Below are 24,478 nucleotides of genomic sequence, written 5' to 3'. Positions count from 1 at the left end.
GAATCCGGTCCGTGCACGACATGCTGTTTGATCACCCCTGATTGATAAACTCCACGCAGGTTTCAGCATTCAACACCCGGGGTGTCAGATGAACCTGCTGGAGAGCATGCAGGTCTACGTGCTGATCGTGGACAAGGGCAGCCTCAGTGCGGCAGCCGCGGCGATGGATATCTCGGCAACGATGGCCGGCAAGCACCTGCGCGCATTGGAAGCCCGGCTGGGCATGCAGCTGTTGAGCCGTACCACCCGGCGCCAGCACATGACACCGTTCGGCGAGGACTACTACGCGCGCTGCAAGGAGATCCTGCGCCTGGTGGAGGAAACCGACGCGCAGGCGCAGCACCAGCAGCTCTCACCGGCGGGCACGCTGCGCATCAGCGCACCGGTGATCTTCGGTACACACGCGCTGGTACCGGCGCTGGCCGAGTACATGGCCCGTCATCCGGATGTCCGGGTCGAAGCCACGCTGACCGATCGTGTGGTCGACCTGGCCGAAGAGGGCTTCGAGGCAGCACTGCGCATCGGCACGCTGGCCGACAGCAGCGTGCTGGTGGCCCGAGCACTGGCCCCCTATCGCTTGATGATGTGCGCCTCGCCGGCGTATCTGGCCAGGCATGGCACGCCACGCAGCGTGCACGCATTTGCCGGCCATCAATGCCTGTCGTTCGAACCGAGTGCGCTTGCGCAGTGGCTGCAGGACGACGCTGGCGAGCTCGACCACGTGCCCGACGGCCGACTGCAGATCAACAATGGCGAAGCGCTGCGTTCGGCGGCGCTGCACGGCCTTGGCATCGTCCTGCAATCGACGCTGCTGCTGGCCGCCGATGTCGAGGCGGGGCGTCTGGTGCAGCTGTTCCCGGAATACGGTCAGGCCGGTCGGCCGATGCACGTGGTCTATGCGCACGACCGTTACCACTCCACCCGCCTGCGCAGCTTCCTCGACTTCCTGATGGAGCGCTTTCCAGCGGCGCCGCACGGCTAGCGCCGACCGTCAGCAAAGCGGTCGAGCCTGGCTCGACTCGGCGCTACAAGTGGCCCATAAAAAAACCCCCTCCCCGCTGGGCAGCCAGGGAAGGGGGTTTCAGGATGCGGCTATCGGGAAGTACTTAGATCAGCGGCGCCGGGGTTGCCGGCAGAGCGACCGGAGCGGCCTTCTTCTTGCGGGCGGCCGGCTTGCGCTTGGCAACCTTCTTCGCTGCCTTCTTCGGGGCAGACTTCTTGGTGGCCTTCTTCGCGGTCTTCTTCACTGCCTTCTTGGCGGTCTTCTTGGCAGTGGCCTTCTTCGCGACCTTCTTGGCCGGCTTGCGCGCCGCGGCCTTCTTGGCAGTCTTCTTGGTGGCCTTCTTGGCTACCTTCTTGGTGGCCTTCTTGGCTACCTTCTTGGCAGCGGACTTCTTGGCTACCTTCTTCGCCGCCTTCTTCACTGCCTTCTTCGCAGTGGTCTTCTTGGCGACCTTCTTCGCAGCCTTCTTCACTGCCTTCTTGGCGGTTGCCTTCTTCGCGACCTTCTTCACTGCCTTCTTGGCAGCGGCCTTCTTCGCGACCTTCTTCACCGCTTTCTTGGCGGCGGGCTTCTTCTTCGCAGCTTTCTTGGTTGCCATGGGATGGCTCCTCGTCAGTGATAGGGAGTTGAAACGCCCAGTTGGATCAAACCCGCGGATGCTGCGTGCGGGGACCGCCGGCGCGTCAGGCGCGCCGTTACGGATGCGGCAATGCCCGCCTCGATCGGCGGAGCGGGCATCGGAACGGGAGTTGCCTTGCATTTCTCCGGGGGAAGCGGGGCCATGTCCACCGTCATCAGGGTCGCGGTGGTCTTGAAGGGGCTGCTTCGCATCGGACGATTGATTCTGCGCACTCGGTTGGGCAGGCAAGGTCTGCTGAGGCGAAACCTAATCACGGTTTTTTTTACTGTCAACAACCCCCGCGAAAAATTTTCACATCCGCGCCTTCCCGGGCGCCGCCGGCGCCACCACTCTGCACGGCCTGCAACGACGGTGGAAGCGGCGCGCACGCACGTTGCCTGCATCGATGCCAATGCAGGCGCTGATCAAAAAACACTTGAAATAAGCACTCCGCGTAGACAGGCGCAGGCAAGGCACAACGGCGTACGCGCATCGTCGGTGGTCACCGGCACCGCCGCCAACGCCAGCACAACGGCGCCGCAACGGGGGGCGAAAAGTTTTCACATTCGAACGCTTCGGCGCGGGGCTGAAACGCGGATTTGCGCAAAACTGCGCACGCCCATCGGCACCGTTCGCCTGTCGGCTGATGCCACGCCGAGGGTGCACAGCGAACCCCGCGTCATGAGTCCGACGCGGTCGCCAAAACAAAAACGGCCACCCGAAGGTGGCCGTTCCAGAATCCGGAAACGACGACTCAGTGGTCGTCGTTCTCCAGGGCTTCGGCGTACGCGTCCGGGTCCAGTAGCTCGTTGACCTCTTCGGCGTTGGTCAGTTCGATCACGAACATCCAGCCTTCGCCGTAGGCATCTTCGTTGATGGTTTCCGGCTTGTCGGACAGGGCCGAGTTGACCTCGACGACCTTGCCGCTGATCGGGCTGTAGACGTCCGAGGCGGCCTTCACCGACTCGACGACGGCGATCTGTTCGCCGGCCTTGGCGTCGGCGCCGACTTCCGGCAGTTCGACGTAGACCAGGTCACCCAGCAGGCCCTGGGCGTGGTCGGAAATACCGACGGTGACGCGGCCATTGCCTTCGACACGGGCCCACTCATGGGACTTGAGGAACTTGAGGTCGCCGGGGATCTCGCTCATGGGACTGCTCCAGAGATATGCAGGGGTGGAAAAAACGGGGCTAGTGTAACCAACCGGCCGCCACTGCTGTCAGTGACGACCGGCACGTTCGGATCAGGCGTCGGCGAGCACGCCGGGCTGGGCCTGGCCTTCGCGCACGAACGGGAACTTGACCACGCGCACCGGCACCTGCCGGCCGCGGATGTCGACGGTGACCTCGCCGAGTTCACCGGCCGGCACGCGGGCGAAGGCGATGCCCTTGGCCAGGGTCGGCGAGAAGGTGCCGGACAGGATCTCGCCCTGGCCGCCAGCGGTGGTCACCGCCTGGCCGTGGCGCAGCACGCCCTTCTCGTCCATCACCAGGCCGATCATCTGGCGCGCGGTGCCGGCGGCCTTCTGCGCCTCCAGCACGTCGCGGCCGATGAAGTCGCGGCCTTCGTCCAGCGACACGGTCCAGGCCAGTGCCGCTTCATACGGGCTGATCTCTTCGTCCATGTCCTGGCCGTACAGGTTCATGCCGGCCTCCAGGCGCAGGGTGTCGCGCGCACCGAGGCCGGCCGGCTTCACGCCTGCCGCCAGCAGGCGGTTCCAGAAGGCGACCACGGCATCCTGCGGCAGCAGGATCTCGAAACCGTCTTCACCGGTGTAGCCGGTGCGGGCGACAAACAACTCGACGCCGTCGTCGGACTGCGCCTGCAGGGCGGCGAAGCGGCCCAGCTTGGTCAGTGCTGCACGGTCGGCTTCGCGGGCCAGGCCGATCACGATGTCGCGCGCCTGCGGGCCCTGCACGGCGAGGATGGCCAGGTCCGGGCGCTGCTCGACGGAAACACCGAACGGTGCCGCCTGCTCACGCAGCCAGGCCAGGTCCTTTTCGCGGGTGGAGGCATTGACCACCATGCGGAAGAAATCGTCGCCCAGGTAGTAGACGATCAGGTCGTCGATGACGCCGCCGCGCGGATTCAGCATGCACGAGTAAAGGGCCTTGCCGGTCACCTTCAGTTTGTCGATCGAATTGGCCAGCAGGCGGCGCAGGAACGGCTTGACCTGGTCACCGCGCAGGTCGACCACGGTCATGTGGCTGACGTCGAACACGCCGGCTTCGCGACGCACCAGGTGGTGTTCGTCCAGCTGCGAGCCGTAGTGGATGGGCATGTCCCAACCCCCGAAATCGACCATCTTGGCGCCAAGGGCGCGGTGGGTATCGTTGAGCAGCGTCTTCTGGGTCATGACCGGTCCGGCAGCAGAGGAAACAGGAATTCCCATTATCCCAGATCGGTCGCCCGCAGGCGTGCCGCAGCGCAGCGGTTCGTGGAAGCGGAAGCGCGGCCCGCCGCGCCCTTTCCCTTTCGGGCAAGGCAATGGCTGCGCTCCCCGCAACCGCCTGTTACAGGCGCACCCGCCCACGCAGGATGTCCACGAACATCACCCAGTCACCCATGAATGAATACAGCGGATGCCGGAAGGTGGCCGGGCGATTCTTCTCGAAGAAGAAGTGGCCGACCCAGGCGAATCCATAACCGCAGAACAGCGCGGCCAGCAGGAGCGTCGGCTGGCCGCGCAACACGGCAGCCGCAGCCAGCAGCAGCACCCCGCAGCTGCCGATGAAATGCAGGCGCCGCGAGACCGGGTGGCGGTGCTCGCTGAGATAGAACGGATAGAACTCGCGGAAGCTGGCGAAGCGGGACATGCGCGTGCTCCGGGGGCCGTGGTCACTGCCATCATGCGCCTTACCGGGATGCAGCGCTGCGCGCTTGCGGGGCATGGCCCGGCGGCCGTTGTAGAGCCGAGCCATGCTCGGCTGCCTTGGCCTTTGTAGCGCCAAGCTTGCTCGACTGCTCCCCGAAGAAGCAGCCGAGCATGGCTCGGCTCTACAAAAGGGTGGGCGCGGTCGAGCCTGGCTCGACGCTACACCGGGGGCGTGCGCGGACCGAACATGATCACCGCCATGCCGGCCAGGCACAGGGCTGCACCGAACAGGTCCCAGCGGCTGGGGCGGATGCCGTCGACCAGCCACAACCAGAACAGCGCGGTGCCGATGTACACGCCACCGTAGGCGGCATAGACCCGTCCACTGGCAGTCGGGTGCAGAGTCAGCAGCCAGGCGAACAGGGCCAGGCTGGCCGCGGCCGGCAGCAGCAACCAGACGCTGCCTCCCTTGCGCAGCCACAACCATGGCAGGTAACAGCCGACGATCTCGGCCAGCGCGGTCAGCAGGAACAGGCCAAGCGTCTTCACGCTTTTTCTGCTGCCTTGGCGTGCTGCCACAGCGCTTCCTGCGCATCCAGGTCCAGTGCCGCCAACGCCTCCCCCTGCGCCTCGGCCTGCGCTTCCATCGCGCGGAAGCGCCGCTCGAACTTGTGGTTGGCCCCGCGCAGTGCGGCGCCCAGATCGATATCGGCGTGCCGGGCCAGGTTGGCGCAGACGAACAGCAGGTCGCCCAGTTCTTCCTGCAGGCGCGCCTTGTTGCCCGCGATATCGCCGCGCTCGAATTCCTCTCGCAGCTCCTGCAGCTCCTCGGCCGCCTTGTCCAGCACAGGCAGCGGGCCCGGCCAGTCGAAACCGACCCTGGCCGCGCGCGACTGGAGCTTCACGGCGCGCTGCCATTCCGGCAGGCCACGCGAGATACCGGCCAGTGCGGAGGTGTCCTGCTCGCCCTTGGCGGCACGCTCGGCGCGCTTGATCGCGTCCCAGTTGCGCATCACCCCGTCGGCATCGTCGACGCTGACATCGGCAAACACATGCGGGTGACGGCGCTGCATCTTGTCGCTGATCGCACGTGCGACATCGGCGAAGGCAAATGCCCCCTGCTCCTCGGCCATGCGTGCGTGGAACACCACCTGCAGCAGCAGGTCGCCGAGCTCGTCGCAGAGATCGTCGAGGTCGCCGCGGTCGATCGCATCGGCCACCTCGTAGGCTTCCTCGATGGTGTACGGGGCAATGGTCGAGAAGTCCTGCTCCAGGTCCCATGGGCAACCTCCCTGCGGGTCGCGCAGGCGCGCCATGATGACCAGCAGGCGTTCCAGTTGATGGCTTGCCTCGCTGCCGGTGGCAGGGGTGTCGTGCGCGCTCATGCGGCCTCCAGGTTCAGTCGGACAACCAGTCGCGCCACGGCAGGCTGGTATCACCAAGGGCAATGAAATCGCCGTTCAACAGCGTTTCGCGGCGGTTGTAGCGGAACGGCTTGCCGGTCGCGGCCGACAGCACCGCGCCACCCGCCGCATGCAGCACGCACTGGCCGGCGGCGGTATCCCATTCAGAGGTCGGGCCGAGCCGCGGATAGACATCCAGGCCGCCTTCGGCGATCCGGCAGAATTTCAGCGACGAGCCCTGCGCGATGGTCTCGATGCGGCCCATGCGCGCCAGCAGCGCCTCGGTTTCCGGCGAACGGTGCGATCGGCTGGCGGCGACGCGCAGCGGAGCAGTGGCCGGCGTGCGGGTGCGCAGCACGGTGTCGTGCAGACCCTGCCGCCGATAGGCCAGTTCCCCGCGCATGGCATGCCAGACAATACCGGTGACCGGCGCCAGCACCACGCCGAATGCCGGTGCGCCCTGGTAGATCAAGGCAATGTTGACGCTGAACTCACCGTTGCGCTTGACGAACTCGCGGGTGCCGTCGAGCGGGTCCACCAGCCAGTAGGCGCCCCAGTGGCGGCGCTGCTCCCAGCCCACCTGCGCCGATTCCTCGGACAGGATCGGCAGGTCCGGGGTCAGCTGGCGCAGGCCCAGTTCAATGACCTGATTGGCGGCCAGGTCAGCTGCGGTGACCGGGCTGTTGTCGTCCTTGATCTGCACGTCGAAGCCATCGGCATACACCTGCATGATGGCCTGTCCGGCTTCCTGGGCGATGGCGATGGCGGTCTCGCGCAGGTCCGTCGTCAGCTTGATCATCGCGTTCCCTGCAACCACTGGCGGGCAATGAACAGCGCCGCCAGCGAGCGTCCCTCTGAGAAGTCCTCGCGCAGCATCAGCTGGTCCAGTTCGGCCAGCTTCCACGGCACCACTTCCAGCTCCTCCGGCTCGTCGCCGGCCAGTTTTTCCGGGTACAGGTCGCGCGCCACCACCAGCCACGACTGGTGGCTCATGTAGGTCGGGGCCAGGGTCATCGCGCGCAGCACGTCGACCCGGCGCGCACCATAACCGGCCTCTTCCTTCAGTTCGCGGTCGGCCGCCTGCTCGGGCGTCTCGCCGGCATCGATCCGGCCCTTCACCAGCCCCAGTTCGTAACGGTGCATGCCAGCGGCGTATTCACGTACCAGCAGCACGGTTTCGTCGTCGAGCATCGGCACCACCACCACCGCACCGTGCCCACGGCTGACCAGGCGCTCGAAGCGGCGGCGTTCGCCGTTGGAGAACTCCAGGTCCAGGTGCTGGCGCTGGAAGGGGCCGTTCTCCTCATCGGTGATCCGATGGATGATCGGCAAGCGACGGCCGGCACGGTCATCGTTCATGCGGAATCTCCGCGGCGACCGGCGGCTGCGCCGGGGCCGATAGAATGTGCAGGCAGCAACATGTTCATGAGCCCGAAATGCTAGCAGACCCAACCCCCTCCCCGCTGGCCCGCCACTGGCGGCAGCGCGACCTGCAGGTGCTGTGGCACCCGTGCACGCAGATGCGTGAGCATCCGGACACCCTGCCGCTGGTACCGATTGCCCGTGGCGAAGGCGCATGGCTGATCGACCACGACGGCAACCGCTATCTGGACGCGGTCAGCAGCTGGTGGACCAATCTGTTCGGTCATGCCGAACCGCGCATCGGTGGTGCCATCGCTGCCCAGGCCGGGCAGCTGGAACAGGTGATGCTCGCCGGTTTCGGCCACGAGCCGGCGATCACCCTGGCCGAACGCCTGCTGGCACTGGCGCCACGCCAGGCCGGCCGCGAACCGCTGGCCAAGGTGTTCTACGCCGACAACGGGTCCGCCGGCGTGGAAGTGGCGCTGAAGATGGCCTTCCAGTACTTCCAGAACCGCGGAGAGCCCCGGCGCACGCGCTTCATCGCGCTCGAGAACGGCTACCACGGCGAAACCCTGGGCGCGCTGGCGCTGGGTGACATTCCGCTGTACCGCCGCGTCTATGCGCCGCTGCTGGCCGAGGGCCTGTTCGCGCCGTCGCCCGATGCCTACCTGGCCGAACCGGGCCAGAGCGCGGCCGATCGCGCACGGCAGGCGGCCGATGGCCTGGCCACGCTGTTCGATCAGCACCCGGGCGAGGTCTGCGCGGTGATCCTGGAACCGCGCCTGCAGTGTGCCGGCGGCATGCGCATGCATGACCCGGTCTACCTGCAGCGCGTGCGCGAACTGTGCGATGCCCATGGCGCGTTCATGATCGCCGACGAGATCGCCACCGGCTTCGGCCGCACCGGCACCCTGTTCGCCTGCGAGCAGGCCGGGGTGATGCCGGACCTGATGTGCCTGTCCAAGGGCCTGACCGGCGGCTTCCTGCCACTGGCCGCCGTACTGGCGACGCAGGCGCTGTATGACGCCTTCCTCGACGACTCGCGCGAGCGCGCCTTCCTGCATTCGCACAGTTACACCGGCAACCCGCTGGCCTGCGCCGCGGCGCTGGCGACGCTGGACATCTTCCGCGACGACGATGTGATCGCGCGCAACCGGGGCATCGCCTCGGTGATGGGCACGCTGGCGGCACCGTTTGCCGACCACCCGCACGTGGCCGACGTGCGCCAGGCCGGCATGGTGGTGGCGTTCGAGCTGTCGCGCGACGGCAACAAGCGCACGCCGTTCGACCCGGGTCTGCGGCTGGGCCTGCAGGCCTACAAGGCCGCCCTCAAGCGCGGCGTGGTGCTGCGCCCGCTGGGCGACGTGCTGTACTGGATGCCACCCTACTGCGTGGACGACGAACAACTGGAGCTGCTGGCGCACACCACGCTGGCGGCCATCGACGAGGCGATTGCATGCGCGTGACCCGCTGCCCCATCGACCTGGCGCTGCACAGCGGCCAGACCGTGACCCTGCCGGAAGAGACCGCCAACCACCTGGTGCGGGTGATGCGCCTGCGCGAAGGCGATACCTGCGTGCTGTTCAACGGCGATGGCCACGACTACAGCGCGACGCTGACCGTGGCCGGCAAGCGCGAGGTGCAGGTCCGCATCGACGCCGTGCAGGCCATCGACAATGAGTCCCCGCTGGCGATCACCCTGCTGCAGGGCATCGCCCGTGGCGAGAAGATGGACCTGATCCTGCAGAAGGCCACCGAGCTGGGCGTGGCCGCGATCATTCCGGTCAACGCCGAGCGCACCGAGGTGAAGCTGGACGCGGCACGGGCCGAGAAGCGCGTGGCGCACTGGAACAACGTGGTGACCTCGGCCTGCGGCCAGTCCGGGCGCGCGCGCATTCCGCCGGTAGGTTCGCCGCTGTCGCTGGCGCAGGCTGCGGCGGCGCTGCCAGCCGATTCGCTGCGGCTGACCCTGGATCCGCAGGGAGCACATCGCCTGTCGACGCTGGAAGCCGCTCCCGCTGGCGGCATCGTGATTGCAATCGGCCCGGAAGGCGGCTGGTCGCCACGCGACCGCGATCAACTGGCCGCAGCAGGATTCCAGGGGCTGCAACTGGGGCCGCGGATCCTGCGCACGGAAACGGCCGGACTGGCCGCGATCGCGGCGTTGCAGGCGCGGTTGGGCGATCTGGGGTAAGGCTTCGTGGTAGTGCCGGCCGCTGGCCGGCATCCACGGGATCATGAGGTTGCCGGCCAGCGGCCGGCACTACCGGGAACCCGACCGGCGGATTGCCGATCAGGCCGCCAGCGGATGTCGACGCTGGAAGCCGCTCCCGCTGGCGGCATCGTGATTGCAATCGGCAGGATTCCAGGGGCTGCAACTGGGGCCGCGGATCCTGCGCACGGAAACGGCCGGACTGGCCGCGATCGCGGCGTTGCAGGCGCGCTTGGGCGATCTGGGGTAAGGCTGATTCGTGGTAGTGCCGGCCGCTGGCCGGCATCCACGGGATCATGGGGCTGCCGGCCAGCGGCCGGCACTACCGGGAACCCGACCGGCGGATTGCCGATCAGGCCGCCAGCGGATGTCGACGCTGGAAGCCGCTCCCGCTGGCGGCATCGTGATTGCAATCGGCAGGGTTCCAGGGGCTGCAACTGGGGCCGCGGATCCTGCGCACGGAAACGGCCGGACTGGCCGCGATCGCGGCGTTGCAGGCGCGGTTGGGCGATCTGGGGTAAGGCTGATTCGTGGTAGTGCCGGCCGCTGGCCGGCATCCACGGGATCATGGGGTTGCCGGCCAGCGGCCGGCACTACCGGGAACCCGAGCGGCGGATTGCCGATCAGGCCGCCAAGGAATCCAGCGCCGCTTCCAGTGCATCCAGGTTCGGCAGCAGCGCGCTCTGCTCACCCAGCAGCACGCGCATGTGCACGATCTGCGGCAGGGTTTCTTCGGAGGCGTCGGCCAGCAGGCCGTCGCGCGGCACCGAGATCAGCTGCGGGAAGTTCTGCGTCAGCAGCGCGTAGTACGGGCGCTGCGCGTTGCCGCTGAGGGACTTCAGCACCACCACCTTGTTGTGGCCGGCCACCGTCTCTTCGCCCAGCCCGGAAAGGCGTGCGAACGACACCAGCGGCACCTGCCAGCCGTGCCAGCCGATCTCGCCAACCAGCCAGCGCGGCGCATCGGAGACCGGCTGCACCGGTACGCGCGACATCATTTCGGCCACGGTGGCATTGGGCAGCAGTACGCGCTCGTTGCCGGCCTGGATCAGGACGCCGCGGATTTCGTCGTTGCTGGCGTAGCTCATGGTGCCTCTCCGTTGTCGTCCTGCTCACCCCAGCGCGCGGCAATTGCCTGCGCCAGCTCCTGCGGTTCACCGGCCACCATGCCGGCAGCAACCACGGCGGTGGCCGCAGCCGGGTCGTAGCAGCCCTCGCCTACCTGCCCGGCCACCCACGCACCGGCGGCCGCCAGGTCCAGCGCCGGGCCGACATGGGCCAGGTCAGCACCGCTGAGCAGCACCAGCGCAGTGTGTGCGGCCGGCAATGCAGCGAGCGAAATACCGGTGGCATCGCTCTGGAAATGCAGGCCATCGCTGGCCGCGCGCACGCCGATATCATCGGCCAGCACGTGGACCTCGCCCGGCGCGGCGCGCTGGCCGGCCTCGGCCAGCTGCACCGGCAACGGCGAAACACGCGACATCTGCTTGACCAGGTTGCCGTAGCGGCCACCGTCCAGGCGCATGTGCACCAGGACCGGCACGCTCAAAGACGCGGGCAGTGCGCCGAGCAGGCGACGCAACGCATCCGGGCCACCGATGCCGGCCAGCACCAGCAGTGATGCGGCGCGCGCACCGGCCGGGGCGGCCGCATCCAGATCGACCAGGGTCAAATGATCGGTATCGAAGGAGGGCTGCGGCGCGGCGGCCGGCGCCGCCACTTCTGCCGGTGCCGGCGCTTCGATCGATTCCTCGACCAGCGACCAGGCGGTGTGATCGAAGGAGATCGGCGGTGCCGCAGGCGCCGCCGGTTCGGCCGGCGCTTGCGGCGGCGAAGGCGGATCCCGTGGTTCGGGCACGTCCGGCTGCAGTGCCGCCAGGGCCTGCTCCAGCGCGATCGGTTCGTGCAGGTGTGCCGGCGGCGAGTACAGACCGTCGGCCGGAACGTCATCGGCCCAGCTCAGCGCCTGCGCCAGATGCGGCTGCAGGGCTTCTTCCTGCGGCGCCGGCGCGGGCGCCGGATGGCCGGGCTCCAGCTGCAGGCTGGGCTCTTCCTCGGCACCCGGCGGCAACACCTGCTGGTGGCCGTGCAGCTTGGCGGCCAGATGGCGCCCCCAACGCTGCGCCTCCCAGCCGTCGCGGCGCGCGGCCAGCTCGGCCTCATCGAACACCAAGGTCAGCCCCGGTGCCGAGAGCACGGCGTCCAGCCGTTCCAGTGCGTCCTCGATGGCCGCTTCCAGCGCGATCACCACGAACTGCGGATCCGCAGCCTGCAGGACCTGTGGCTCCAGGCCGTTCGGGTCATCTTCCAGGACCAGCTGCACATCTGCATGCGACAGCGCCTCGCGCAGGCGTTCGCGCGCCGCACCGGGGCGGGCCAGCAGGGCGACGGCCGGGGCCGGATGGGTTTCACTCACGGACACGGGCGATCCCCAGCAGGTCGTACACGTTACGCATCAGGTCCAGTTCCTGGTACGGCTTGCCCAGGTAACGCTGGACACCGATCTCGAAGGCGCGCTGGCGGTGCTTGTCGCCGCTGCGCGAGGTGATCATCACGATCGGTACATCCTTGTAGCGCGGGTCGGCGCGCATCGCCGTGGCCAGCTCGTAGCCGTCCATGCGCGGCATCTCGATATCCAGCAGCATCAGGTCCGGCACGCGCTCTTCCAGCCGCTCCAGTGCTTCCACGCCGTCACGGGCAACACTGACTTCGAAGTTGTGGCGTTCCAGGATGCGTCCGGTCACTTTGCGCATGGTCAGCGAGTCATCGACCACCATCACCAGCGGCACCTGGCGTTCGTCGCGCGGTGCATTGGCCAGCACCGGTGCGGTCGGATTGGCGAGGAAACGGCGCACCAGCGGCGCGACGTCCAGGATCACCACCACGCGACCATCGCCGGTGATGGTGGCACCGTAGATGCCCGGTACCGATGCGATCTGCAGGCCGACCGGCTTGACCACGATTTCGCGGTTGCCCAGCACCTGGTCGATCGCCACGGCAGCGCGCAGGTCACCGGCACGCACCAGCAGCAGCGGCACCTGGTCCTGGCCATCGGCGCGTGCCGGGGCCTGCCCGACCAGGCTGCCGAGGTCATACAGCGGATAGTCTTCGCCGCTGTAGCGGTAGCTGCTGTCGGCGGCCTCGAAGCGTTCGCGTGACAGGCGGCCGATACCACTGACCGAGGCCACCGGCACGGCGAAGGTGGTTTCACCGATCTGCACGAACACCGCCTGGGTGACGGCCAGCGTCTGCGGCAGGCGCAAGGTGAAGCGCACGCCCTGGCCACGCACCGACTGGATGTCGACCGAGCCGCCGAGCTGGCGCACTTCGTTGCGCACCACGTCCATGCCCACGCCACGACCCGCCAGCTGGCTGACCTGGTCGGCGGTGGAGAAACCGGAGGCGAAGATCAGGTTGTCCAGTTCCTGCTCGCTGGGCTGCGCATCGGCGGCCAACAGGCCACGATCGATGGCGCGGCGGCGGATCGCTTCGCGGTCCAGGCCAGCACCGTCATCGGCCACTTCCAGCACGATTTCCGAGCCTTCACGGTGCAGGCGGATGGCGACTTCGCCCTCCTCCGGCTTGCCGGCGGCGCGACGCTGTTCCGGCGCTTCCAGGCCGTGGGCCACGGAGTTGCGCAGCATGTGTTCGAGCGGCGCGACCATGCGATCGAGGACATTGCGGTCCAGTTCGCCGTGGGTGCCCTCCAGGGTCAGGTGCACCTGCTTGCCGGTATCCATTCCGGACTGGCGGACCACGCGGCGCAGGCGCGGCACCAGGCCATCGAACGGCACCATGCGCGCGCGCATCAGGCCATCCTGCAGCTCGGAGCTGACGCGCGACTGCTGTTGCAGCAACGAATCGTACTGGCGTGACAGATCGTCGAGCACGCCCTGCAGGCCCCCGAGATCGGCCGCCGACTCGTTCAGTGCACGGCTGAGCTGCTGCAGCGTGGAGAAGCGGTCCAGTTCCAGCGGATCGAACTTCTGATCGGCCTGGTCCTGCTCACGCTGGTAGCGGGCGACGATCTGCGCCTCGGTTTCCAGGTCGAGTCGGCGCAGCTGGTCGCGCAGTCGCGCATTGGTGCGCTCCAGCTCGCCCATCGCGCCGCGGAAGGCACCAAGCTGCTGTTCCAGGCGCGAGCGGTAGATCGCCACTTCACCGGCATGGTTGACCAGGCGGTCGAGCAGATCCGCGCGCACGCGCACCTGTTCCTGCTGCGGGCGCGCCAGCGGATCTTCATCGATCACGCCTTCGGCCGGCAGCGGTGCCGACAACGGCGCATCGAGCAGTGCCGGCGCAGGGCCGGCGACCGCTGCCGACGCGGTTTCTGCAACGCTCGCCACGTCCGCTGCGCCTGCGGCAGCCGCTGCTGCTGCGGCAATATCGGTGGTGGTACGCACTTCGAACGCATCGACCAGATCCTGCGCCGGTTCCACCACGCGGTGGTTACCGGTGCGGGTCAGCAACTGGTGCAGGCGATCGAATCCGCGCTCCAGCAACTGCACATCGCGGCGTTCGATCTCGGTGCGACCGGCGGCGACCGCCTCCAGCAACGATTCGATGCTGTGGCCGAGATCACCGATGGCGTTGATGCCGGCCATGCGTGCGCCACCCTTCAGGGTGTGCAGGTCACGCTGCAGGCCGGCCAGCACCTCGCGGTCCTGCGGTGCATCACGCAGCTCGCTGATCAGGCCATCGCAGTGGTCGAGCAGGTCCTTGCCTTCCTCGACGAAGATGTCGACCAGCTCGCGATCGTAGACGCTGAAGTCGAGCGTATCGGTGCTGTCTTCAGGCACCGGCATGGCAAGGATGTCAGGTGTCACGGTTTCAGGCACGTCGGCTTCGGGCGCGCTGGCTGCCACGGCATCCGATACCGCAACCGCATCGACGTCGGCGGCTTCGGCGTGGACCTCCGCCTGGCCCGGCGCGTCTTCCAGTTCGAAGAAGCGAACCGGTTCGGCGGTGGCCTGCGCTGCGGCCTCCGCGATCTCCTCATTCACCGTCGCCGGGGACGGCTGATCGGCGCTCTCTCCTTCACCGATCGCCGCCTCCCCGCCGACGTCCGCGTCCTCGGCAAAGGCTTCCGCCTCGCCCGGCGCGAGTTCGCTGGCCTGCAGGCCGAGCACGGGCCATTGCCCGTCGTCGGCCAGGGGCTGCTCTTCGTCGATCACGTGCAGGCCGGCCTCGAGCGCGGCTTCCAGCGAGACCGGTTCTGCAAACCCCGGCGCAGCCATTTCATCCTGCAGGCTCGACAGCTCGCTGTCGAGTGGCAGTGCAGCAGGCATTTCGAACGCCGTGGCATCAGCGACGTGCGCGTGATCGGCCGAGGGCGCATTCAGGTCAGATGCGACGGCTTCGACAGCGGCCGGAGTCTCTTCGGCGTCGCGGTCGTCAACCGGCAGCGCACTGGCATCCAGGTACGGCGACAGATCATCCACGACGGTCAAACCGGCATCGTCGGACAACCGCAGCACGCCTTCGGCCTCCGCCTCGACACCGGCTACGGCAACGGCTGGAACGTCGTCGGCCACCTGGATCGATTCGACCACCGGCAGCGACGCATCCTCCTCACCCGGTACGGACGGCCATCCGGCATCGAAGTAGCGCGAAAGATCATCGCTGGCCGTCAGCTCACCGACCTCCAGCCCGGCCTCGATCGCCACGTCGGCGACCGGGGCTTCGGCAGTATCGGCACGTGCTTCCGCGTCCTGCTCCGGTGCGGCAAACGAATGCGGCACCGCATCGGATTCAAGCGCGACGGCGGTCGATGCATCCGCGTCCAGTTCCACCGGCGGTTCGTCATCCAGCGCCAGATCGTCTTCTTCGTCTTCCAGGCCCACCATCGGCCAGCGCGCTTCCGGCAACGCGCCAGCCAGCGCCTGCAGGCGCTGCGCGAGTACCTGTTGCGGCGCGATGCGCGGCTGTTCGGCCTGCAACGCTTCCATGGTGGCGGTGATCGCCTGCGCAGTCGCATCCAGGGCGGCTACGCCTTCATCACCCGGGACCACCTCGGCGGCCAGTGCGCGCTTGATGTAGGACTCCGCGCCGCCGGTCACCGCCGTGATCTCGGGCACTTCGGTCATCGCGAAGGCGCCGTTCATGGTGTGCACCGCGCGCAGCAGTGCATCGCTGACCGGTTGCGGCGCCTGCTGCGCCGAACGCAGCCAGTCCTGCAGGGTGGCCTGGTGGACTTCCACCTCGGCCTCGAGAATCTCGCGCAGCACGCTGTCGATGTTGGCCGGCGTACCGGCCACTTCGGCCTCCACGTCGGTATCGGCCGGCGCCGAGGCGGCAGCCTCCGCGTCGAGAATGCGGCTGATCTCGTCTTCGCCGTCAGCTTCAGCAACCGGTACAACCGGCGCAGCCGCACCCGGCAGCGGTACGTAGTAGGTTTCCTCGCCTGCGCCGACACGGTCGGCAATGGCCTGCATGGCCTGCAGGTCGACGCTGATGCGCTGGCCGTGGCGCAGCGCTGCGTTCAGCTGTGGCAGCGCCGCATGTGCGTTGTCGACCATCGCCAGCACCGCCGGCGAGGCGGCGCGGCTGCCATCCAGCACGCGGTTGAGCATGCCTTCGATCTTCCACGCGAACTCGCCCAGCGTACGTGCGCCAACCAGGCGGCCACTGCCCTTGAGGGTATGGAAGATGCGGCGGATCGGGCGCAGCCGGTCCATGTTGTCCGGCTGCATGCGCCACGCCGGCAGCAGCGTGCCCAGATTGGCGAGCTCGTCGTCGAACTCTTCCAGGAACACCTCGCGGATGTCCTCGTCGATGTTCTCAGCGTCGTCGTCGAAGCCGGCGTCAAAGCCCGTAGTCGCGTCGGCATTGGCGTCGGCGCCGGTCGCAACGACCGCCTCCGGTGCCGTCGCGGTGGGCATCGCCTGCGGATTGAAGCCGGCAGCGGCTGCGCTCAGCTCGGCGAAGAACTGGGCATCGGCTTCGCTGAAATCGATCGGCGCGATGGTGTCGATATCGATCACCGACACGGCCGGCGCCGACGTTTCCGCTGCCGGGGCGGGCGCTTCGATCGACGGCGGCGTGATCGACGATGCCGGCAGGTCATCCGGAGCCTCGTCCACCCTGACCTCCGCCGCAGGCGATGCATCGGCCAGCGGCGGCGCCACGGCATCGACGATCTCCAGCGACGGATGCAACCCGGCGTCATCGTCCAGCGACAACGTTTCCATCGCATGCAGCGACAGCACGTCGTCAGCGTTGTCCAATGCATCGGCGTCGAAGCGGAACACCACGTCGTCGGCCTCGGCAACCGCGCCCTGTTCGGCCGCTACCGGATCGAACACCGGCGCAGCGTCGAATCCGGTTACGGGCGAAACCATGCTGTCCGTCGTCTCGTCGATCGCAGGCGCTGCGCTTTCCTCGAGCACCTGCGGCGCCTCGGACAGCGACCACTGCGGTGCATCGGCGTGATCGCTGTCGGCCAGTTCGAAGCTGACGGGATCGAAACTGGCGAACGTCGGCGCGCGTTCGTCGCCGGCGGGCGCGGCCGCCTCGGCTTCGGGGTAGAACGGCGCCAGCTCCCACTGCGGGACATCAGGCGCAGGTGCGCTGGACGCGGCGAAGACCAGCGATGCCTCGGCATCATGCTGTGTTGGCAGCGGCGAGGCGCCAGCATCCAACGGGCTGGCGGCCACGACGCCCGCGGTGCCCAGCGCGCCGAACATCAGGCTGTTGTCGGGCACCCTCGGTGCCGGTGTGGCCGGCGGCGGATCGAAGGTGAAGTCCGGCAGCGATACCGGCACGTCGCCGGCCGCGGGCGCAGCAGGCTGCACCGGTACCTCGATGCGCTCGGGCTGCAGCGGCTCGACCTGCACCGGCAGCGGCTCACGTTCGATCGCCAGCGCTGCCGGCGCTTCCGGTGCGGCGGCGTTGCGTTCGGGCAGCGGCCAGTAGCGCAGTGCCTCGAGGCTGCTGCGGGTGATTTCGAGGATGTCTTCGCGGCCCGGGCGACGATCGCGCAGGGCTTCCAGGTAGTACTCCAGGCTGGCCATGGCATCGGCCAGGGTGTCCAGCTGGCGGCCGCTGGGCACGCGCTGGCGGCCGATCAGCTCGGCCTCGATGTACTGCTGCACGCCGCGCAGGTAATCGGCGGCGGTACCCAGGTCGAGCATGCGCAGCGCGCCGGACACATCGCCCAGCAGGCGCGGTACATCCTGCAGCTCGGCATGGTTCCAGCTGGTTTCGATGAAGGCGACGAAATGCTCGCGGGCGGCAGCGAAGTTGGCGATGGCTTCATGGGCCAGCACTTCCACCGTGCGCCGGTTCTCCACCGCGCTCGGATCGTCCTCGCCACTGCCGCCGGCGCCCAGATGGGCAACCTGGTCGTCCAGCGAGGCATCGACGTACAGCAGCGCACCGGCGATATCCAGCAGCAGGTTCTCGTCGATCTGCTGGCGCCCCTCGACCACGCCACGCAGCGCGTCGCGCTGCTGCACGACCACGCCGCGGGCCACGCCCAGGCCCATCATGCCCAGCGTGTCGGCCACGGCGCCCAGTTCGTTGGCCTGGGTCTGCAACTGTTCCGGTGCACCGCCGGTGCGCAGGTGCAGGTCAAGCGCATCCTTGATGCGCAGCAGTTCTTCCTTCACTGCGCTGCCGACGGTATCGAGCAGCTCGCGGTTGCGCCCGCTCAGGCTGCCCCGGGCATGGTCCAGTTCGGCCTCGGTGGCGGTGATGCTGTCCGGCGCAAAGGCCAGCAGCACGCTGTCGTTGACGCCTTCTTCGCCACGCGACGCGCGGATCTCGTTGAGCAGCGGCATCAGCACGATCGGAATGTCGCGATGGCCGTTCTGCAGGCGCTCCAGATAGTCCGGCAGCAGCACGCTGCCACGCATCAGGGTCGCACAGGCTTCATCCCGGTCGGCCACTTGGCCGGCGCCGATGGCATTGGCCAGCTGCTCCAGCTCTTCGGCCACCATCGCCGGGGCATACAGTTCAACCATGCGCAGGGTGCCCTGCACCTGGTGCAGGTAGCCGGCGCAGATGCGCATGCGGCTGGCATCACTCGGGTCTTCCGCGTAGTACTCGACCTCGTTGCGCACCTGGCGCAGGGTCTCGTCCAGCTCGGGCTTGACCCAGCCCAGCGCTGCGTGGCTCATCGCATCGCGCAGACTGCTCATGGACGCGCTCCGTTCGCCGCCGCGCGATGGCCGCGCGGATTCTGGCGTGGGGAATGGAAATGCTTCATCGACTGGTTCCTTGCTCGCCGCCCTGCCCGCGTCACGCCGGCAGCTTGAAGTCGGCGACCGACCGGCGCAGGTCCGCCGCCAGCTGCGCGAGGTGGCCGATCGACTCTGCGGTCTGCCCGGCACCCTGCGAGGTCTGGCCGGTGATCTGCCGGATCACGCCCATGGTGCGGGTGATGTCCGAGGCCGCGGCCGACTGCTGCTGGGCGGCGATGGAGATGTTCTTGATGAGGGTATTGAGGGCGTTGGACACGCGCTCGATCTCGGTCAGCGCGGTACCGGCGTCCTCGGCCAGGCGCGCACCGGACACCACTTCGGCCGTGGTCTGCTCCATCGAGGTGACCGCTTCGTTGGTATCGGCCTGAATGGCCTGGACCAGGTTTTCGATGCGTCGGGTCGCACCCGAGGTACGTTCTGCCAGGCGCTGCACTTCGTCGGCCACGACCGCGAAACCGCGGCCCGCTTCACCCGCCGACGCCGCCTGCACCGCCGCGTTCAGCGCCAGGATGTTGGTCTGCTCGGAAATGTCATTGATCAGTTCCACGATCGAGCCGATTTCCTGCGACGACTCGCCCAGGCGCTTGATGCGCTTGGAGGTTTCCTGGATCTGGTCGCGGATCTGGTCCATGCCCTGGATGGTCTCGCGCACCACGCCGGCGCCTTCGGCGGCGATCACCACCGAGCGCTGTGCCACATCGGCCGACTCGGCCGAGTTGCGCGACACCTGCTCGATGCTCGCTGCGATTTCACCGATGCGGTCCGAGGCGGAGGTGATCTGGTTGGCCTGGTGGCCCGCCGCCTCTGCCAGCTGCATCGCGGTGGCCTGGGTTTCCTGGGTGGACATCGCGACCTTGGCCGAGGTGTCGTTGATGGTGGTCACCAGGTGGCGCAGCTCGTCCACCGCATAGTTGATCGCGTCGGCGATCGCGCCGGTCATGTCCTCGGTCACCGAGGCCTTCACCGTCAGGTCACCCTCACCGAGCGAGGAGATTTCGTCCAGCAGCCGCATGATCGCCTGCTGGTTGCGGCTGTTGAATTCCACCTGGGTCTGGTAACGCAGTTCCTGCTCGCGCGAGCGGCTGCGCACGTTGGTGGAGACGAAGCCGATGATCGCGATCAGCGACAGCGCGCCGGACACCACGCCGATCCAGAAGTTGGGGAACAGGCGGGTGTCGGACACCGAGCCGAACGAGGAGAACGCATCGAACAGCTTGCGGCTGTCGTCCAGCATGTGGGCCGAGCCCTGGCCCAGCGCGGTCGCCGCCGACTGCGCCGCGAACAGCTGGCGCGAGCTGGCCAGGATCGCATCGGCGTCCTGCTTCATCGCTTCCCACTTCTGCTGCGACTGCTCCAGTGCGGCCACGGCGGCAGCACCGCGCACGGCGGTGATGCCCAGTTCCTCGTTGCCGTTGCGCAGGCCGTCGAGCACCTGCGAGAACACGGTGATGTCACGCGCCAGCGCATCCCCGGAGGTCGCTGCGGCGCTGCCACCGGCACGCATTTCGGTCACCCGACGGGCCATCGAACCGGCCACCACGACCTGCTGCAGTGCGCTGTACACCTGCGACGAGGGGGCGCCGGAGGCGGACATCGCGCGCACCAGCTCGTTCAGCTGGGCCTGCAGGCCCGGTACCGCGCCGGTGAAGTTGTTGGCATTGCCGGCCAGCGCCAGCACCGCCGGCTCGCTGGCCACCAGCTGCCCGGCCTGCTTGCCCAGCGGCGCCCAGGTTTCGCCCAGGGTGGCGATGGCGCCGGACACGCCCGGCTCCTTGCCATAGCGGCCCTGCAGCGTCGACACGTTCTGTTCGATCGCGTTGCGGGTGGCCTTGAAGGCGGTGAAGGCCTGGGCGTTGCCGCCGACCGCGTCACGTCCCTGGTTGGCCAGCTGCTGCGACAGCACCTGCAGGTCGGCGGCCTTGGAGCCGGCGTCGGCAAGGCGGCTGCCCTGCCAGGTGGCGACGCCGGTGTTGACGCCGAACAGGATCATCGATGCCAGCAGCAGGAACAGCCAGAGGTTGCTGCCGCCCAGCCGCAGCTTGCCGGTCTTGGTGGCGTCCGAAGCAGTACTCATCGTTCAACCTCGATCTTCAATGCAGGGGGCGATGCCCGGCCTCAGGCCGCGGCTTGCCGGAATTCAGGGGTGCGCGACAGCAGCGAGAGCGAGAACACGCCCCAGTCATGGCCGTCGGCATGGAAGGCACGGTCAACGAAATGGCCGTAGCGGCCTTCGGCCAACGTGCCCGCGTCGATCTGCTGGTCCAGCTCGAAGCTGCGCTGGCCGAACAGTTCATCGATGGTCAGTGCGACGTCGCCGCCAGCCTGGCGCATGATCAGCACGCGCTGGCCTTCCTGCTGCACGGTGCGCGTGCCTTCCAGGAAGTACTTCAGGTCGACCACCGGAAACAGGTTGCCACGCAGGTTGCCCACGCCCAGCAGCCAGGGCTGCGCGCAGGGCACCGGGGTCACCGGCGGCATCGGCACGATTTCCACCACTTCGCGGAAATCGGACACCAGCCGGCGCTGGCCGACGCGGTAACCGACGCCACGCCACAGGTCCTGGGCGAACTGCCGCCCGGGCAGCTGCACTGCATGGGCCAGGCTGCGTCGTTCGTAGGCTTCAAGGATGTCGAAGGGCGAGCGCATCAGGCCACCAGTTCGTTGATCCGCGCGATCAGTTCATCCTCGCGCGGCGGCTTGACGATGTAATCGGCTGCGCCCTGCCGCAGGCCCCAGGCCTTGTCGGTTTCCATCGCCTTGGTGCTGACGATGATCACCGGGATGTGCTTGATCGCCGCATCGCGGGCCATCGCCCGGGTGGCCTGGAACCCGCTCATGCCGGGCAGGACCACGTCCATCAGCACCAGCTGCGGCACCTGGTCGCGGACCAGCTGCAGGCCATCCTCGGCGTTGTCCGCTTCCAGCACCTCGTGGCCGGCACGGCGCAGCCACTGGGTGAACACCGCGCGGTCGGTCGGTGAATCCTCGATCAGGACGATACGAGCCATTGTGCCTTTCCCCCCTGGTCAGGCGTTGACGTATGTGCGGATGGCACCCAGCAGTTCTTCGCGCGTGAAAGGCTTGGTCAGGTATTGCTCCGAGCCGACGATGCGCCCCCGCGCCTTGTCGAACAGACCATCCTTGGACGACAGCATGATCACCGGGGTCGCCTTGAACAGCTGGTTGCCCTTGATCAGCGCACAGGTCTGGTAGCCATCCAGGCGCGGCATCATGATGTCGACGAAGATGATCTGCGGCTGCTGGTCTGCGATCTTGGCAAGCGCTTCGAAGCCGTCGGTGGCGGTGACCACCTCGCAGCCTTCGCGCTTGAGCAGCGTTTCCGCAGTCCTGCGGATGGTCTTCGAATCATCGATGACCATCACCCGGAGTCCTGCGAGTTCCCCGCCCGCAGTCGTGTTTTCAGTCATTGCCTATCCCCAAGCGCACGGCCCAATCTCTGGCGGGAGCCGCTGCGAAAGCGTATCTATATCGCACTTCCCGCGCCCGCTTCAAGGCCGGCCTGCCGCGCAGGGGGTAGCACCGGGCTGAACGTGACCGGGTTCGCAATGACTGCGCTGCCGGCAGGCGGACGCTGCGTTGCACTACGGCGGGGAGGCGCACGGCCGGCGTTGCCGCTACCATCAACGCCTTGCCTGACAGGTGCGCCCATGCCGTTGAACGTCATCGTGGTGATGGACCCCATCGCCCACATCAAGATCGCCAAGGACACCACCTTCGCCATGTTGCTGGAAGCCCAGCGCCGTGGCCATGCCCTGCACTACGTGCGGCCCGGCGGGCTGGCCCTGGAAGGTGGCGTGGCGGTGGCCCAGACCGCACCGCTGCAGGTGCGCGACGACCCGGCCGGCTGGTATGAGCTGGGCGCGTTCAGCCGTACCGCGTTCGGTCCCGGCCAGATCGTGCTGATGCGCAAGGACCCGCCCGTCGACGCCGAGTACATCTACGACACGCAGGTGCTGGACGTGGCTGCCGCTGCCGGCGCCTGCGTGGTCAACAACCCGCAGGGCCTGCGCGACTACAACGAGAAGCTGGCCGCCCTGCTGTTCCCGCAGTGCTGCCCGCCGACCCTGGTCAGCCGCGATGCCAAGGCATTGAAGGCCTTCGCGCTGGAGCACGGCCAGGCCGTGCTGAAGCCGCTGGATGGGATGGGCGGCCGCTCGATCTTCCGCAGCGGCCAGGGCGATCCGAACCTGAACGTGATCCTGGAAACCCTGACCGACGGCGGCCGCAAGCTGGCGCTGGCCCAGAAGTTCATTCCCGACATCACGGCCGGCGACAAGCGCATCCTGCTGGTCGACGGCGAACCGGTCGACTACTGCCTGGCGCGCATTCCCCAGGGTGACGAGTTCCGCGGCAACCTGGCGGCTGGCGGCCGTGGCGAAGGGCGCCCGCTGAGCGAGCGTGACCGCTGGATCGCCGGCCAGGTTGGCCCGGAGATGAAGCGCCGTGGCATGCGCTTCGTCGGCCTGGACGTGATCGGCGATTACCTGACCGAGGTCAACGTGACCAGCCCGACCTGCGTGCGCGAGCTCGACGCGCAGTACGGCCTGAACATCGCCGGCACCCTGTTCGACGCGCTCGAGGCCGGCCTGCGCTGATGGCGGCCGCACCTGCCGTCCTGCCCCCGCCGGCGCGCGAAGCGCAACGGCTGGGCGCGACCATCGCGCTGTCGATCGTGGTCCACGCCCTGCTGATCCTGGGCGTGGGTTTTGCGGTGAAAGGCGACGCACCACTGGTGCCGACGCTGGAGGTGATCTTCAGCCAGACCCGCACCGCACTGACCCCGAAGCAGGCCGATTTCCTTGCCGCCGCCAGCCAGGAAGGTGGCGGCGAGCACGACCGTGCGCAGCGCCCGCGCGACAACCAGGCCGGCATCGTTCCGCAGGCCCAGGCGGGGCTGAGCCCGGTGCCGCAACAGCAGCAATCGGCCGCGCCGGCGCCCCCGCCGCAGGCGCGGGTGGTCAGCAGCCGCAACGGCGAAGAGGCAGTGGCCCAGGCGCAGGCGCGCCCGACACCGGAGCAGCCGGAACCGGATGCACCGCTGACGGCACGCGAGCAGCGTGATGCCGAGATGGCGCGGCTGGCGGCCGAGGTGCATCTGCGCTCGGCGCAGTACGCCAAGCGCCCGAACCGCAAGTTCGTGTCGGCCAGCACGCGCGAATATGCCTACGCCAATTACCTGCGCGCCTGGGTCGACCGCGCCGAGCGCGTCGGCAACCTGAATTACCCGGACGAGGCCCGGCAGCGCCGGCTCGGCGGCCAGGTGGTGATCAGCGTGGGCGTGCGCCGCGATGGCAGCGTGGAAAGCAGCCGGATCCTGCGTTCAAGCGGGACGCCGTTGCTGGATGAGGCGGCGCTGCGGGTGGTGCAGCTTGCGCAGCCATTCCCGCCGCTGCCGAAGACCGAGGACGAGATCGACATCCTGCAGGTCACCCGCACCTGGGTGTTCCTGCCGGGTGGCACCCTGCACGACGACCGGTAGGGGTTTGTTGCCCGGGCCTGCGGCCCGGGACCCGCTGGAAGCAAAGTCAAAGTCAACATCAACAGCAGCGGTCGGGATATTGGGTTTGGCGGGGCGGTATGGGCTTGCAGGACACGCCGTAAACCCCGTCCCTGGGGGCTCGATGGCGCCATCCATGGCGCCAACGGTCTTGCAAGCCCATACCGCCCCGCCTCTGACAGATCCCGACGCATCATTGCTGTTGGTAGGTGTCGACCTTGGTCGACACACATCCACGCTACGCGTGGATGCGAGCGAAGCGATCCGCTGTTGACTTTGATTTTCTTTTGATTTTCCGTGGCGGACGCACACGGAAACTGTCAGAGGTCGGGCGGGGTGGGTT

The 24,478-nt window shown here is 67.9% G+C and carries 20 protein-coding genes and 2 pseudogenes; 7 read left to right on the top strand and 15 right to left on the bottom strand.

What is annotated here, in order from left to right:
• Positions 1-88: 88 nt before the first annotated feature.
• On the top strand, positions 89-982 hold the full coding sequence (locus J3A72_RS08055; RefSeq protein WP_075077119.1) for a LysR family transcriptional regulator: 894 nt from the start codon (positions 89-91) through the stop codon (positions 980-982).
• 124 nt (positions 983-1,106) lie between these two features.
• Here the strand turns inward: J3A72_RS08055 and J3A72_RS08050 are convergent, their stop codons facing one another.
• From J3A72_RS08050 to nudE, 8 genes are all read right to left on the bottom strand, one after another.
• Positions 1,107-1,601, bottom strand: coding sequence for a histone (locus J3A72_RS08050; protein ID WP_075077118.1), 495 nt, complete (start codon positions 1,599-1,601; stop codon positions 1,107-1,109).
• A 775-nt stretch (positions 1,602-2,376) separates the two neighbouring features.
• Positions 2,377-2,772: a glycine cleavage system protein GcvH gene (gene gcvH / locus J3A72_RS08045; RefSeq protein WP_014648082.1), complete on the bottom strand. Its 396-nt coding sequence runs from the start codon at positions 2,770-2,772 to the stop codon at positions 2,377-2,379.
• A gap of 93 nt (positions 2,773-2,865) precedes the next feature.
• Positions 2,866-3,978, bottom strand: a complete 1,113-nt coding sequence (gcvT, locus tag J3A72_RS08040; RefSeq protein ID WP_014648083.1) for a glycine cleavage system aminomethyltransferase GcvT — start codon at positions 3,976-3,978, stop codon at positions 2,866-2,868.
• A gap of 157 nt (positions 3,979-4,135) precedes the next feature.
• Entirely contained in the window at positions 4,136-4,438 is a 303-nt protein-coding gene (locus J3A72_RS08035; protein WP_014648084.1) for a DUF962 domain-containing protein, read from the bottom strand.
• 218 nt (positions 4,439-4,656) lie between these two features.
• Positions 4,657-4,986: a YnfA family protein gene (locus tag J3A72_RS08030; RefSeq protein WP_014648085.1), complete on the bottom strand. Its 330-nt coding sequence runs from the start codon at positions 4,984-4,986 to the stop codon at positions 4,657-4,659.
• Positions 4,983-5,822: a nucleoside triphosphate pyrophosphohydrolase gene (gene mazG, locus J3A72_RS08025; protein ID WP_014648086.1), complete on the bottom strand. Its 840-nt coding sequence runs from the start codon at positions 5,820-5,822 to the stop codon at positions 4,983-4,985. The genes J3A72_RS08030 and mazG overlap by 4 nt, the downstream gene beginning before the upstream one ends.
• A gap of 13 nt (positions 5,823-5,835) precedes the next feature.
• Positions 5,836-6,639, bottom strand: coding sequence for a 3'(2'),5'-bisphosphate nucleotidase CysQ (gene cysQ / locus J3A72_RS08020; protein WP_014038179.1), 804 nt, complete (start codon positions 6,637-6,639; stop codon positions 5,836-5,838).
• Positions 6,636-7,199: an ADP compounds hydrolase NudE gene (gene nudE / locus J3A72_RS08015; protein WP_005418435.1), complete on the bottom strand. Its 564-nt coding sequence runs from the start codon at positions 7,197-7,199 to the stop codon at positions 6,636-6,638. Before nudE ends, cysQ begins: the two co-directional genes overlap by 4 nt.
• A gap of 77 nt (positions 7,200-7,276) precedes the next feature.
• Between nudE and bioA the strand changes: the two genes are divergently transcribed.
• The 4 genes and pseudogenes from bioA to J3A72_RS07995 all read left to right on the top strand — a co-directional run.
• Positions 7,277-8,668 (top strand): adenosylmethionine--8-amino-7-oxononanoate transaminase, encoded by a 1,392-nt coding sequence (gene bioA / locus J3A72_RS08010; RefSeq protein ID WP_032959099.1) that lies wholly within the window; start codon positions 7,277-7,279, stop codon positions 8,666-8,668.
• Positions 8,659-9,396: a 16S rRNA (uracil(1498)-N(3))-methyltransferase gene (locus J3A72_RS08005; protein ID WP_032959098.1), complete on the top strand. Its 738-nt coding sequence runs from the start codon at positions 8,659-8,661 to the stop codon at positions 9,394-9,396. The genes bioA and J3A72_RS08005 overlap by 10 nt, the downstream gene beginning before the upstream one ends.
• A 163-nt stretch (positions 9,397-9,559) precedes the next feature.
• Positions 9,560-9,664: pseudogene (locus J3A72_RS08000) on the top strand (16S rRNA (uracil(1498)-N(3))-methyltransferase); the annotation flags it as partial.
• Positions 9,665-9,830: 166 nt separating this feature from the next.
• Positions 9,831-9,935 (top strand): annotated as a pseudogene (locus tag J3A72_RS07995) (16S rRNA (uracil(1498)-N(3))-methyltransferase); the annotation flags it as partial.
• A gap of 102 nt (positions 9,936-10,037) precedes the next feature.
• Here the strand turns inward: J3A72_RS07995 and J3A72_RS07990 are convergent.
• From J3A72_RS07990 to pilG, 7 genes are all read right to left on the bottom strand, one after another.
• Positions 10,038-10,502 (bottom strand): chemotaxis protein CheW, encoded by a 465-nt coding sequence (locus J3A72_RS07990; RefSeq protein ID WP_014648089.1) that lies wholly within the window; start codon positions 10,500-10,502, stop codon positions 10,038-10,040.
• Positions 10,499-11,836: a chemotaxis protein CheB gene (locus J3A72_RS07985; protein ID WP_075077245.1), complete on the bottom strand. Its 1,338-nt coding sequence runs from the start codon at positions 11,834-11,836 to the stop codon at positions 10,499-10,501. Before J3A72_RS07985 ends, J3A72_RS07990 begins: the two co-directional genes overlap by 4 nt.
• Complete coding sequence (locus J3A72_RS07980) at positions 11,823-18,554, bottom strand: Hpt domain-containing protein (RefSeq protein WP_075077246.1); 6,732 nt, start codon at positions 18,552-18,554, stop codon at positions 11,823-11,825. The genes J3A72_RS07985 and J3A72_RS07980 overlap by 14 nt, the downstream gene beginning before the upstream one ends.
• A gap of 100 nt (positions 18,555-18,654) precedes the next feature.
• Positions 18,655-20,691 carry a methyl-accepting chemotaxis protein gene (locus J3A72_RS07975; RefSeq protein WP_014038185.1) on the bottom strand — a complete coding sequence of 679 codons (2,037 nt, stop codon included), beginning with the start codon at positions 20,689-20,691 and terminating at the stop codon, positions 18,655-18,657.
• 41 nt (positions 20,692-20,732) lie between these two features.
• A complete protein-coding gene (locus J3A72_RS07970; RefSeq protein ID WP_014648092.1) occupies positions 20,733-21,263 on the bottom strand; it encodes a chemotaxis protein CheW in 531 nt (176 codons plus the stop codon).
• Positions 21,263-21,625, bottom strand: coding sequence for a response regulator (locus tag J3A72_RS07965; protein WP_005410717.1), 363 nt, complete (start codon positions 21,623-21,625; stop codon positions 21,263-21,265). Before J3A72_RS07965 ends, J3A72_RS07970 begins: the two co-directional genes overlap by 1 nt.
• 18 nt (positions 21,626-21,643) lie before the next feature.
• Positions 21,644-22,045: a twitching motility response regulator PilG gene (gene pilG, locus J3A72_RS07960; protein ID WP_005418455.1), complete on the bottom strand. Its 402-nt coding sequence runs from the start codon at positions 22,043-22,045 to the stop codon at positions 21,644-21,646.
• Between the two features lie 240 nt (positions 22,046-22,285).
• Between pilG and gshB the strand changes: the two genes are divergently transcribed.
• Together gshB and J3A72_RS07950 are read left to right on the top strand one after the other, a co-directional pair.
• On the top strand, positions 22,286-23,233 hold the full coding sequence (gshB, locus tag J3A72_RS07955) for a glutathione synthase (RefSeq protein ID WP_032959093.1): 948 nt from the start codon (positions 22,286-22,288) through the stop codon (positions 23,231-23,233).
• The gene (locus J3A72_RS07950) at positions 23,233-24,117 is read left to right on the top strand and encodes an energy transducer TonB (protein ID WP_014648095.1); all 885 of its coding nucleotides are present in this window, start codon (positions 23,233-23,235) and stop codon (positions 24,115-24,117) included. The genes gshB and J3A72_RS07950 overlap by 1 nt, the downstream gene beginning before the upstream one ends.
• Positions 24,118-24,478: the final 361 nt, after the last annotated feature.

Origin of the sequence: Stenotrophomonas sp. PvP093 (genome assembly GCF_017876915.1) — a bacterium.
Classification (GTDB): Bacteria; Pseudomonadota; Gammaproteobacteria; order Xanthomonadales; family Xanthomonadaceae; genus Stenotrophomonas; species Stenotrophomonas muris.
This window is presented reverse-complemented; position numbering and strand designations above follow the sequence as displayed.

Coding starts and splice junctions, on each gene's coding strand:
- cysQ (WP_014038179.1), bottom strand. CDS start 6,639: ATGATCAAGCTGACGACGGACCTGCGCGAGACCGCCATCGCCATCGCC.
- mazG (WP_014648086.1), bottom strand. CDS start 5,822: ATGAGCGCGCACGACACCCCTGCCACCGGCAGCGAGGCAAGCCATCAA.
- J3A72_RS08005 (WP_032959098.1), top strand. CDS start 8,659: ATGCGCGTGACCCGCTGCCCCATCGACCTGGCGCTGCACAGCGGCCAG.
- bioA (WP_032959099.1), top strand. CDS start 7,277: ATGCTAGCAGACCCAACCCCCTCCCCGCTGGCCCGCCACTGGCGGCAG.
- gcvH (WP_014648082.1), bottom strand. CDS start 2,772: ATGAGCGAGATCCCCGGCGACCTCAAGTTCCTCAAGTCCCATGAGTGG.
- J3A72_RS08055 (WP_075077119.1), top strand. CDS start 89: ATGAACCTGCTGGAGAGCATGCAGGTCTACGTGCTGATCGTGGACAAG.
- J3A72_RS07975 (WP_014038185.1), bottom strand. CDS start 20,691: ATGAGTACTGCTTCGGACGCCACCAAGACCGGCAAGCTGCGGCTGGGC.
- gshB (WP_032959093.1), top strand. CDS start 22,286: ATGCCGTTGAACGTCATCGTGGTGATGGACCCCATCGCCCACATCAAG.
- J3A72_RS07990 (WP_014648089.1), bottom strand. CDS start 10,502: ATGAGCTACGCCAGCAACGACGAAATCCGCGGCGTCCTGATCCAGGCC.
- J3A72_RS07980 (WP_075077246.1), bottom strand. CDS start 18,554: ATGAGCAGTCTGCGCGATGCGATGAGCCACGCAGCGCTGGGCTGGGTC.
- pilG (WP_005418455.1), bottom strand. CDS start 22,045: ATGACTGAAAACACGACTGCGGGCGGGGAACTCGCAGGACTCCGGGTG.
- J3A72_RS08050 (WP_075077118.1), bottom strand. CDS start 1,601: ATGGCAACCAAGAAAGCTGCGAAGAAGAAGCCCGCCGCCAAGAAAGCG.
- gcvT (WP_014648083.1), bottom strand. CDS start 3,978: ATGACCCAGAAGACGCTGCTCAACGATACCCACCGCGCCCTTGGCGCC.
- J3A72_RS08035 (WP_014648084.1), bottom strand. CDS start 4,438: ATGTCCCGCTTCGCCAGCTTCCGCGAGTTCTATCCGTTCTATCTCAGC.
- J3A72_RS07965 (WP_005410717.1), bottom strand. CDS start 21,625: ATGGCTCGTATCGTCCTGATCGAGGATTCACCGACCGACCGCGCGGTG.
- nudE (WP_005418435.1), bottom strand. CDS start 7,199: ATGAACGATGACCGTGCCGGCCGTCGCTTGCCGATCATCCATCGGATC.
- J3A72_RS07950 (WP_014648095.1), top strand. CDS start 23,233: ATGGCGGCCGCACCTGCCGTCCTGCCCCCGCCGGCGCGCGAAGCGCAA.
- J3A72_RS07970 (WP_014648092.1), bottom strand. CDS start 21,263: ATGCGCTCGCCCTTCGACATCCTTGAAGCCTACGAACGACGCAGCCTG.